The following is a 10,348-nucleotide window of genomic DNA, read 5'->3' on the forward strand; positions in this document are numbered from 1 at the left end:
TCGTCTCGCCCAAAGCCGCGCCCGAAAGGCGGGCTGAACTCTCTCTCAAAAATCGCTGACGCTGCAAGCGGGAAACTCTGGTCGGCTACGCCCTCTCACGATGCCGCGGTTCCCGTGCAGCGGTATTGGGACCCCGCGACGGGGCTGCCGATCGAGAACTACCAGCTCATGCTCTACGCCCTTGGATTCCAGGGGGCATCCGAGTTGCCGGAGGTCGAGGTGCTGATGGCCGAAAGCAGAGCCAACGGGGGGCCGTTCTGATGACGCCCGATCCAACGCAAGATGCCTTGGCGCGCCTAGCTGCCGCCCCGCGCATAGTCTCTGTTAAGGGGCTCCCACCGGGCTTCCCCAAGGTGACTGAGCGGCAACTCCATGTGCTTCGGCTCATATCCCTCAAGCAGGCTGAGAAGGGCCGGGGAGGCGAAACACTTTTCTTGAGGCAGCCGCCCGAGGTCCCGAATGATCACTTCCTCGCCGCTGTTAGGAGGAAGGGGGAGGCGGCAAAGTGATCGCAGACATCGCTATTGCATTTAGTTTCTTCTTCACTGGTCTGGCCGCGAGCTACTGCTTGCGTATGTTTAAGAGGCGGACCAGATATCTTGTGAACTATCGAGAGTTCATCCAGGAGACGCCAGAGGAACTGCAACGGATGATCGAGCGCCTTCGAATGGAGAACCGACTCCTCCGCGGGCGGATTGAGGTTCTTGAGGGCCGGGAGGTTAGGCGGCGGCCGGTTGAAAGGGGGAACCACACCCCGACCACCGTTGCCGTTGCGCATTCGGCGAAGCCTCGGAAGAAGTGAGCGGGCCATGCATGACAAGGCGAAGATTTCAGCGCGAATCCGGGCTCTCTTGGCGAAGACCACCGAGAATGGCTGCACCGAGGATGAAGCGATTGCTGCGGCGGCGAAAGCTGCCGACATGCTTGAACGATATAACCTCACTCTCGATGAGGTCCAGGTGCGAGAAAGTTCCTTTCGTCGCCATCGAGAAACGTACAACGACGCCGTCGGAGAGCGTCTTTGGAAAGTAGCCTCGGCGATCGCCGATTTAACGGGGTGTCGCTACTGGAAAAGCGCGAGGGGCGCCAACCTCGATACGATTGATTTCTTCGGCTTTGATCATGAGGTTGAGGTGGCGAAGTACCTCCTGGAGATCTGCCGCAACGCGATGCTCCGATCACAACGGCAACTGAACCAGCGCTATGCTCTTCTTCGTGAACGCGCACGCCGTCGAAAGGTCGGGCCTTTCCTCGACGGTATGGTCGATCGGCTGAGCGTATCCCGGGCCTCGGCGATCGCCTGGGCGCCGCCACCGGCAACAACACCACCGCCGACGGCGGCGTCGGCGACGGCCGTTGAGGGGGGCCGCTTGGCGTCCTCGACCTGTGCCTTTGCGCTTCCGCCGTCGTGCCACTGGATGGCCGGACCGACCGAGCCGCGCGCCCAGGCCTGACCGGTCGCAAGGACATCCTCGACGCGCGCGGACCAGCCGCGACCGAAATGCTTCCAGGTGCGAAGGCGCTTCAGGAAGGCCATGCGCAGAAGCAGTATCTTCTCGATGAGAGAGTCGTGGTCAGCGACCGCCCGCATTGCCCCGCACACCATCGACAACGACAACCGCGGAGCGAACGACACCGAATACCGTAGACTTGTCCACAACCCGCCTCGAACGAGACGGGCTTCCACCCCTGGTCAATGTTCAGTCGGCGCGGGTGGTCAAAGTTCGGTCGGCGCGCACAGAACCGGTTCGGCTCAGTGGTCCGCAAGCTCGACGTGGCGCAACCGGTCGCCGTACTGATCGAGCTTGTCGGCGAGCAGCCGCTGAACGAGGCGCACCTGCCGCCGGTACTCGCCGGGCGTGATGCCGAGGTGTCCCCGCAGAAAGCGCGTGAAGTGCGCCTGATCGGCGAAGCCCAGATCGAGCGCGAGCTCCTTCAGCGAGGTACACCGATGGGCGAGCGCCGCGGTGGCGGCGTTGGTTCTCAGGGCGTTGCGGTACACCTGAGGCGTTATCCCCAGAGTCTGTCTGAACAGCTCGAAGAAACGGGAACGGGAGAGCCTGGACTCGCGGATCAGGAGGTCCATGTCCACGCTGTCCGGACTGGTCAGCTCAAGCACCTCCAGAGCCCGACGGATGCGGCCATCGCCGGACGCGGGCAGCTCGCAGGAGGTGCCTCGCAGCTCCCGCCAGCGCGAGGAACGCAGGATCACGCCGATCATGATGTCGAACACGAGCGGTTCGACATCCGCGTCGTCCTCGAACCAGGCCCGCTCGACCAGCTTGGCGATCTGCCTGCGGAGCTCGGCGGATATCGCCACCCGGTTTCGCGGGAAGAATGACCGCAGGCCGCTGGTCTTCAGCGTGCCGTCGAACATGGACAGCCACGTCGGCTCGATGTAGAGGGCGAGCACGAGCCACGGCGCGTCGCCCGGCGGGTGGGTGTAGGAGTGGGGCTCCAAGGCGTTGATCAGCAGGGCGGTGTCGTTGACCCAGAAGGAAGTCTCGGGGCCGCCGACCCGGATGAGCACGTGACACTGCGAGTGGGCGTGCGCAGCCAGCGCCTTGTCCATGCTCAGCAGGGCCACCCGACCCAACGCGCCCTGGTACAGCCGTATCGCCCGTGACATCGTTTCGCCTCCTACAACCGGCGACTTGCGCGCGGCGTCGAACGGTTCCGCGGTTCCGGCGGCGGATCAAGCCCCGCGCCGTGCCGCCCGAGATTCCGCCGCACCGACGGCGTCGGGTCCGTGCTTCTCGTGCTCTCCCTCTCGGCGGCGGAGTGCTTCCCATGCCATTCGGTCCACCGCATGGCGTAGAGCCTAGCGAAACAGGCTCTCAGGCGTCATCTGCGCCTTGAGCATCGCGTAGGCATCGCGGATCGGGCGCGGCGCGTTCCAGCCGACGGCGCCGGTAACGCGCCCTTCGTGCGTATAGGCCATGACGAAGCAATCGCTGCCCGGCGTCCCGTGGAGATAGTGAACCTCCGCGCCCGGCGGAAACAGGCCGTAGGCCTGCAGCTTGACGTCGTACTGGTCGGACCAGAAGTACGGCACCGGCACGAAATCCTCGTCCGCGCCGAGCAGGTTACGGGCGGCGACGGCGGCTTGTTCGGCGGCGTTGCTCCGGTGCTCGATGCGGATGCGCGCGCCGTACCCGCGGTGCATCCAGCTGGCGACGTCGCCGGCGGCGTAGATGCCCTCGGCGGCCCGACAGCGGCAATCGCATTCGACGCCGTTGCCGAGCGGAAGCCCGCTGGAGCGCAGCCAGTCGACGTCCGGCCGCGACCCCACGGCGACGATGACGGCGTCGCAGGGGGAGGTCGTGCCGTCGCTCAGTTCGAGGCCGACGACCCGGTTGCCGGACCGGACCGCGCCCCGGACTTGGACGCCCATCTTCAGATCCACGCCGTGGCCGCGATGAAGTTCGGCCACCTTCGCGCCCAGTGCGGAGCCGAGGCGGACAGCGAGGGGTGCGGCGGCCGGGTCGATCAGGGTCACCTCGAGCCCGGCGCTGCGGGCAACCGCCGCCGCTTCGGCGCCGAGGAAGCCCGCGCCTACGATCGCCAGCCGGGGCCCGGTCCGGAACAGGGTCTGCAGCGCCAGGGCGTCGTCGAGCGTCCGCAGCAGGTAGGCGCCGCCAAGGCCGTCGAGCAGCGGCAGTCGTATCGCGCTCGCGCCGGTGGCAATGATCAGGCCGTCGAACGCGATCTCGTCGCCGGTCTCCAGCTCGATCGTCCGCCGCTGCGGATCCAGCCCGGTCGCGCGCATGCCGAAGCGCGTCTCCACGCCGATTTCCCGGTACCGCTCGGCGGGGCGCAGCAACAGCCGCTCCGGCTCCCAGGCGCCGGCCAGCAGGTGCTTGGAGAGTGGCGGTCGGTCGTACGGCAGGCCGCGCTCCGCGCCGACCAGCGTGAGCCGTCCGGCATAGCCGGCGGCGCGGAGGGCTTCGACGGCGCTCACGCCCGCCGCCGACGCGCCGACCACGACGATCCTGTTCGGTGTTTCCATCGATGGCATTCCTTCGTCCCGCTCCCGCCCGCTCAGTCGCCGGCCGCCAGGGCGGCAGCCGCGAGCGGCCGTCGGCGCCGGCTGAGGAGCGCGGCGCCGACGCCGGTTGCGGTCAGCAGGGCCGCGAGTGCGGCCAGCCGCACCACGCCGATGCCCATCGCGCCGCCGCCCGGCGCCGCGAAGGCGAGGCCGGCGCAGACCAGGCAGCCGCGCGACAGCCAGCCGGCCCAGCCGGCTCCGATGCGGCCGACGCCCAGCAGGTAGCCCTGCAGCCCCGCCGCCAGCAGCACCACCCCGGCGGTGGCCGTCGTCGACACGACCGCGATCTCCCAGGCCGGGCCCTGCATCACCAGCGCCGGATTGAAGACGAAGAAGAACGGGATGAAGTAGATGATGGTCCCCAGCCGCATCGACTCCAGGGCGACCTTCATCGGCGACTCCTGCGCCAGCGAGGCGGCGGCGAACGCGGCCAGCGCCACCGGCGGCGTGATGTAGCTGAGCATGCCCCAGTACAGGACGAACATGTGCGAGGCCATCGGGTCCAGCCCGGCGCGGATGAGCGCCGGCACCAGGATGATCGCCAGGAACATGTAGGCGGCCGTCACCGTCATGCCGATGCCGAGGACGAAGCTGGTGGCGGCGCCGAAGATCAGCAGCAGCAGCACGTTGTCGCCGGCAAGGAAGACCAGGTCGTTCGCCAGGGTGCCGGCGACGCCGGTGATCTGCAGCGCGCCGACGATGAGTCCGATGCCGGCCAGCAGGCCGGCAAGCTCCGCGAGCAGCGCGCCGGTGGTCGTGATCAGCGCCATCAGCTTCCGCAGCGACAGCCGGTGCGCGGTGCACTGGTTGATCGCGAGGAGCAGGGCGGTGGCGTAGAACGGCGCGGTGGACTGCCGCTGCAGGTAGACCAGCATCCAGGTGAGCAGCACGAACACCAGGATGAAGTACCAGCCGCTCTTCAGGACCTGGCCCAGCCGCGGCAGCTCCTCCCGCGGCAGGCCGCCGAGGCCCTGGCGCGCCGCGTAGGCGTCGATCTGCATGAACAGCCCGAAGTAGTACAGCAGCGCCGGAAAGATCGCCGCGATGACGATTTCCGTGTAGCCGACGTTCAGGAAGTTGGCCATGACGAAGGCGGCGGCGCCCATGATGGGCGGCATCAGGACGCCGCCGGTCGACGCGCATGCCTCGACGCCGGCCGCATAGCGCCGCGAGAAGCCGATCCGGGCCATGGCTGGGATCGTCAGCGTTCCGGTGGTCAGCACGTTGGTGATCGGGCCGCCGCTCATCGAGCCCATGAGGCCGCTGGAGAAGATCGCGACCTTGGCCGGACCGCCGCGGTAGTGCCCCAGCAGGGCGAACGCCAGCTGCATGAAGAACGCCCCCCCGCCGGTGAACTGGAGGGCGACGCCGAACAGCAGGAAGCCGAACACCAGCAGCGCGAACGCCCGCATGGCGATGCCGAGCAGGCTTTCCTCGCCGAAGATGTGCAGCGCGGCGGTGCTCCTGACGTCGGTCGCCAGGCCGCTGATGATGCCGGGCATCTGGTCGGCGTAGATCGGATAGGTCGAGATCACGAGGACGACGACGAAGATCGGCCAGCCGCCGGTCCGGCGCGCGCTCTCCAGGATCAGCGCCCAGATCAGCAGCGCCAGCAGGTGGGCGTAGGCCGGCGCAGTGTATTCCCACGCTTCCGTGACGATACGGTCGGCGTTGACGGCGAGGTAGCCGAACAGGCCGAGCGCCAGCAGCGCCAGGCCGACGTCGTACCACGGCACGCGGCTGCGGCTTGCCCGCGCCGTCGGCGGGAAATAGACGAACACCATGGACAGCATGGCGCCCGTGACCAGGTAGAGGTAGGCGCTCTCGAACAGGGTGTAGCCGACGAAGAATCCGAGTGCGAAGATCTGGTTGATCGCCAGAAGGATCGCCGTGACCGTGAGCGCGGCCATCGCCGCCGACCAGCCGCGGGGCAAGTTGCGACAGCGCTGGACGTCTTGCACTTCCTCGGCGATCGACCGCTCGACGCCGACATCCGACGCATTCTGTTTCATGTCCTGATCCTGCTTGGCCGCCCGGCGGGCGTTTCATGCGGCTGCTCCAGGCCGGTGAGGCTGCAGCCCGGCCGCACCCGGTGCCGGCCGGCCCGCGAGGGCGTCTGTTACCAGTCGCGCGCGATGGTGGGCATGCCGGCCTTCGTCAGCGCCGCGTAGCGCGCTTCCATCCAGCCGTGCGCGAACGCCTCGGGATCGCTGGGCGCCTTGGCGACGTAGGCGTCCCAGGCTTCCTTCAGGATCTTCTGCCGCTGCAGGTTCTCCTGCTGCCGCCGCTCGGCCTCCGGCGTCCAGATGCCGATTTCCTTGAAGTAGCGGACCGCGCCGCTGTGGTAGGGGACGAAGGTATCGGCGAACATCTGGCGGTCCAGGCTCCAGCCGTTCGCGCCGGGAGCGCCGGTCTTGAACTCGTCGTAGTAGACGTGGATGGCCTTGACCATGTTGTAGACGAGGTCGGCGTCCTGCTCCGCCATGGTCACCAGCAGCGGGAATGGACCGGCCCAGCCGTCCAGCGGCTGCTCCTTGCTGATGGTGGCGCCGACGGTGGACACGTGCGGCACGTACCAGGGCAGGTAGTTGCGCACGCGGGCGACCGCTTGCTTGTCGTCGTGCGGGAACGCCGTCATCCGCAGGCCGCGAGGAGACGCCTCGATCTGCCGCGCCGCAGCGGACACGCAGCTGCTGCCCATGGCGTCGGCGCGGTCCTCCAGGATCGCTTCCAGGGCGGCCTGGTAGCCGCTCACCTCGACCTTCACCACGTCATCCCAGCCGAGGTTGGCGTAGGCGAGCATGGCGCGGATCGCATAGGCCTGCGAGGGCGCGCCCTTGATCCAGGCGATGCGCTTCCCCTTGAAGTCGGCCACGTGCTGGATGTTCGCGTCCTTGGCGGTCAGCAGCGTGTAGGCGCAGCCGTCGGACACCGCGTACATGCCGAGCCGGAGCGGCAGCGGCCCCCAGTCCGGGCTGGCGAAGTCCATCATGCCCTCCTGGGCGTACACCGCCTCGGTGCCGGCGGCGCCGAAGTGGGCCTGCCCGGAGCGCACCGGAGACAGCCGGGAGAAGTCGTTGCGGCCCGGGATCACCCGCAGGTGCACCCCGAGGTGCTTCTGCAGCTGGCTGCCGATGGCGACCGCTTGGCTGTAGGGGATGGTCGCGGTCGGGTAGGCGGTCCATGCCAGCGTCTGCGGCAGCTCGATGTCGGCCGCCTGGGTATGGCCTGCGGCGATCGCGGAAACCGCGAAGCACAGCGGAAGGACAAACCTGGTCTTGAAGCTCATTCCTCATTCTCCTCTTTGGTCGGTGTCGCGCCTTGTTATTCCGAACGGAGTCCGGCCGCCTCAGCCGCCGGTGATGGTAATCGCCAGCGCCGGGCACAGCTGGGCCGCCCGACGAACGTTCTCGTGCTGCTCCGGCGGCGGCTCGTCGCAGAGCAGGAAGGCCACGCCGTCCTCGTCCCGCTGGTCGAACACCTCCGGTGCGTTCAGCGCGCAATGGCCGGCGCCGCAGCACTTGTCTTGGTCCAGAACGGCTTTCATCGGTTTTCCTCGTCTGATCGGCCGGGTGCTACCACTGCACCGGCAGCGCCCGCAGGCCGTAGATGAACATGTCTTCGTTGAAGTGCAGCGACTCCATCGGCGACGCCAGCCGCAGGCCGGGCATGCGCCGGATCAGCGTGCCCAGCGCGATCTGCAGCTCGACCCGCGCCAGCGGCTGGCCCAGGCACTGGTGGACGCCGTAGCCGAAGGTCACGTGGTGGCGTGCTTCGCGGTGGATGTCGAACTCGTCGGGACGCTCGAAGACGTCCTCGTCCCGGTTGGCGGAGACGCTCAGCACGACGACGCCTTCGCCGACGCGGATCAGGTGGTCGCCGAGCCGGACGTCCTCAGTCGCCACGCGACGCCGGCCGAGGTGGGTGACGTCCAGATACCGCAGCAGCTCCTCGACCGCCTGCGGCATCAGCTCCGGCTCGTCTCGCAACTCCTGCCGCTGTTCCGGGTGCTGCATCAGCAGGAGGGCGCCCATGGCGGTCATGTTCGCCGTGGTCTCGTGGCCGGCGACGAGCAGGAAGCGCGACAGGCCGACCAGCTCTTCCTCGCTCATCGCGCCGGTGCGGACCCTCTGCACCACCAGTCGGCTCAGGATGTCGTCGGTGGGGTTCCTGTCCTTCTCCCGGATCAGGCTGCGCAGATAGTCGCACAGCTCCACGGTAGCGGCGTTGGCCTGCTCCGTGGTGGTGGTGTGCGCCACCAGGATCCGGGCGCGCGACTGGAAGAAGTCGTGGTCGGCGTAGGGGACGCCGAGCAGTTCGCAGATCGCCAGCGAAGGGAACGGCAGCGCGAAGTCGGCCACCAGGTCGGCGGGGCCGCCGCGGGCCAGCATCCGGTCGATCAGGTCGTCGACGATCGCCTGCAGCCGGGGCCGCATCGACTCGATCCGCTTGATGGTGAACTCGCCGGCGATCATGCGCCGCTGGACGGTGTGCTCCGGCGGGTCCATCGAGATCAGGCTGCGGTACTTGCCGCGGGCGACGCCCATGCCGGCGCTAATGGTCGGATAGTTCGGCCGGGTGATATCGGCGCTGAAGCGCGGGTCCGACAGGATGGCGCGGAAGTGCTCGTAGCGGGACACGAGCCAGGCCTCCTTGCCGTCCCATAGCCTGACTTTCAGGAACGGGGTCTCGGCCCTGAGACCGGCGTACTCCGCCGGTGGATCGAGCGGTTTGGTCCGGGGGATGGGGAACGCCAGCGGCTGACCCGCGGCCATGGCCGCCAGCCAGGGACAGCCGTGGCCGACGCTCGGAGGGTCGGCTTGTTCGCCGCCGGCGGCGTGGAGTTCGGGAAGTTCGTTCATTATGACGGTCTCCAGGTAGCGCCTACGAGCCCGTGTGTGCGGCTCGGCCGCTGCCGCGCGTGCAGGAAGCGCCGGGATCCGGCCCGAGCGCGGGGGCCTGCACGCGCGCCGCGGCGGGCCCAGGCGTCGGCGAGGCCGATCTGCTTGACGGGTCGTGTAGGTATCGACGGTAGGCGGAGCCGGCGGCGAGTTCTTGAAGATTCGTCCAATCTCGGTGCCGGCGGGACATTGCCGGAGCGCCGGCTCCTCTTTACAGCGTGCTCTCCGGCACCCTCAGCCGGGCCCGGCCGAAGGCGTCGGCGTGCTCCCAGCGGCCGGGGATGTCCAGCAGCTCCAGCCGTCCGATGGGCGTGAGCGTCCTGCGTCCCCACCTTGCCTCGCGGCAGAGGGTGCCTGACGATGGTGTCCACCAAAAGATTGGTGGACACCTATGCATCCCAATACTGCCCCACGCCGAGTCCATGACGCACAGCTCAAGGCTGCGGTGCTCGCCGCGTGCAATGAGCCTGGAGCGTCGATCTCGGCGGTGGCGCTGGCGCACGGGCTGAACGCGAACCAGGTGCGCAAGTGGCGGCACGGGCGAGGTCTGAAGCGATCGGGCCTTGCTACGACTGCGGCCCCGGCGTCCACTGCCGTGGCCACAACCCTGGCGACTGTAGCGGCGCCATCGTTGCGCGCCGCACATGCCAGCTTCCTGCCGGTGGAGATGATCCGCACCGCCGCCGCTGCCCCGCGCACGGCCAGCGGCGCGCAGACCACGGCCCCATGCAAGGCCACCATCGACATCGAGCTCAAGCGCGGTGGGGCCAGCCTGGGCGTGCGCTGGCCGGTGTCGGCCGCAGGCGACTGCGCGGCCTGGCTGCGCGAGGTGGCTGCGGGGCTGGTGCGGTGATCCGCATCGACCGGCTGTGGCTGTGCACCGCGCCGGTGGACATGCGCGCGGGCGCCGAGCGCCTGCTGGCTGCGGTGGTGGCCACCGTGGGCGCGGCGCATGCCCACCACGGCAACTTGTTCGCCAATGCCCGTGCCACGCGGGTGAAGCTGCTGGTGCACGACGGCTTCGGCGTGTGGTGCGCGGCGCGCCGGCTGAACGCCGGGCGCTTCGAGTGGCCGCTCGGTGAGACAGCATCGGGGCCACTGTCGCTGACGCAGGCCCAGTTCGACGCGCTGGTGGTGGGGCTGCCCTGGCGGCGCCTGCCCGAGATGGGCGCCGATCCGACGCCGGCATCGGCGAGCACGGATTCGCTCAGGAACGCGGCCCAGGAGCCGTGGCCGAATGCCGCGGCCAGCAGTTCATGCACGTGGCTGCGCCTCACGGGGCAGCCGGCTCGGGTCTGGAGGGTTTGCCATGTCGCAAACTGCGGGATCGGCACCATGAAGTTACGCCGGGCATAGCCGACGAGACCTTCGACGCTCCCCTTGTCGTTGCCCTTGCCGG

The 10,348-nt window shown here is 68.5% G+C and carries 10 protein-coding genes and 1 pseudogene; 5 read left to right on the forward strand and 6 right to left on the reverse strand.

Annotation, left to right across the window (positions count from 1 at the left end):
• The 3 genes from ACSSVZ_RS27285 to ACSSVZ_RS27295 form a co-directional block, all read left to right on the forward strand.
• Positions 1 to 261, forward strand: a 261-nt coding sequence (locus tag ACSSVZ_RS27285) for a hypothetical protein (RefSeq protein ID WP_453974019.1), incomplete at its 5' end; no start/stop codon positions are given.
• Positions 262 to 505: 244 nt separating this feature from the next.
• Positions 506 to 802 carry a hypothetical protein gene (locus tag ACSSVZ_RS27290; protein ID WP_453974020.1) on the forward strand — a complete coding sequence of 99 codons (297 nt, stop codon included), beginning with the start codon at positions 506 to 508 and terminating at the stop codon, positions 800 to 802.
• Positions 803 to 809: 7 nt separating this feature from the next.
• A complete protein-coding gene (locus ACSSVZ_RS27295) occupies positions 810 to 1,454 on the forward strand; it encodes a DUF7168 domain-containing protein (RefSeq protein ID WP_453974021.1) in 645 nt (214 codons plus the stop codon).
• Positions 1,455 to 1,753: 299 nt separating this feature from the next.
• Here ACSSVZ_RS27295 and ACSSVZ_RS27300 read toward each other — a convergent pair whose 3' ends face one another.
• From ACSSVZ_RS27300 to ACSSVZ_RS27325, 6 genes are all read right to left on the reverse strand, one after another.
• Positions 1,754 to 2,629, reverse strand: coding sequence for an AraC family transcriptional regulator (locus ACSSVZ_RS27300; protein ID WP_453974022.1), 876 nt, complete (start codon positions 2,627 to 2,629; stop codon positions 1,754 to 1,756).
• Positions 2,630 to 2,821: 192 nt separating this feature from the next.
• Positions 2,822 to 4,009, reverse strand: a complete 1,188-nt coding sequence (locus ACSSVZ_RS27305; protein ID WP_453974023.1) for an NAD(P)/FAD-dependent oxidoreductase — start codon at positions 4,007 to 4,009, stop codon at positions 2,822 to 2,824.
• 32 nt (positions 4,010 to 4,041) lie between these two features.
• On the reverse strand, positions 4,042 to 6,060 hold the full coding sequence (locus tag ACSSVZ_RS27310; RefSeq protein ID WP_453974024.1) for a TRAP transporter permease: 2,019 nt from the start codon (positions 6,058 to 6,060) through the stop codon (positions 4,042 to 4,044).
• 107 nt (positions 6,061 to 6,167) lie between these two features.
• On the reverse strand, positions 6,168 to 7,337 hold the full coding sequence (locus tag ACSSVZ_RS27315; RefSeq protein ID WP_453974025.1) for a TAXI family TRAP transporter solute-binding subunit: 1,170 nt from the start codon (positions 7,335 to 7,337) through the stop codon (positions 6,168 to 6,170).
• A gap of 60 nt (positions 7,338 to 7,397) precedes the next feature.
• Entirely contained in the window at positions 7,398 to 7,595 is a 198-nt protein-coding gene (locus tag ACSSVZ_RS27320) for a ferredoxin (protein ID WP_453974026.1), read from the reverse strand.
• A gap of 28 nt (positions 7,596 to 7,623) precedes the next feature.
• A complete protein-coding gene (locus tag ACSSVZ_RS27325) occupies positions 7,624 to 8,910 on the reverse strand; it encodes a cytochrome P450 (RefSeq protein ID WP_453974027.1) in 1,287 nt (428 codons plus the stop codon).
• Between the two features lie 430 nt (positions 8,911 to 9,340).
• Between ACSSVZ_RS27325 and ACSSVZ_RS27330 the strand changes: the two genes are divergently transcribed.
• Positions 9,341 to 9,802 (forward strand): transposase, encoded by a 462-nt coding sequence (locus ACSSVZ_RS27330; protein WP_453974028.1) that lies wholly within the window; start codon positions 9,341 to 9,343, stop codon positions 9,800 to 9,802.
• Positions 9,799 to 10,095: pseudogene (gene tnpB / locus ACSSVZ_RS27335) on the forward strand (IS66 family insertion sequence element accessory protein TnpB); the annotation flags it as partial. The gene ACSSVZ_RS27330 and the pseudogene tnpB, both read left to right, overlap by 4 nt.
• Positions 10,096 to 10,348: the final 253 nt, after the last annotated feature.

The sequence above is a fragment of the Amorphus sp. MBR-141 genome (assembly GCF_053628695.1).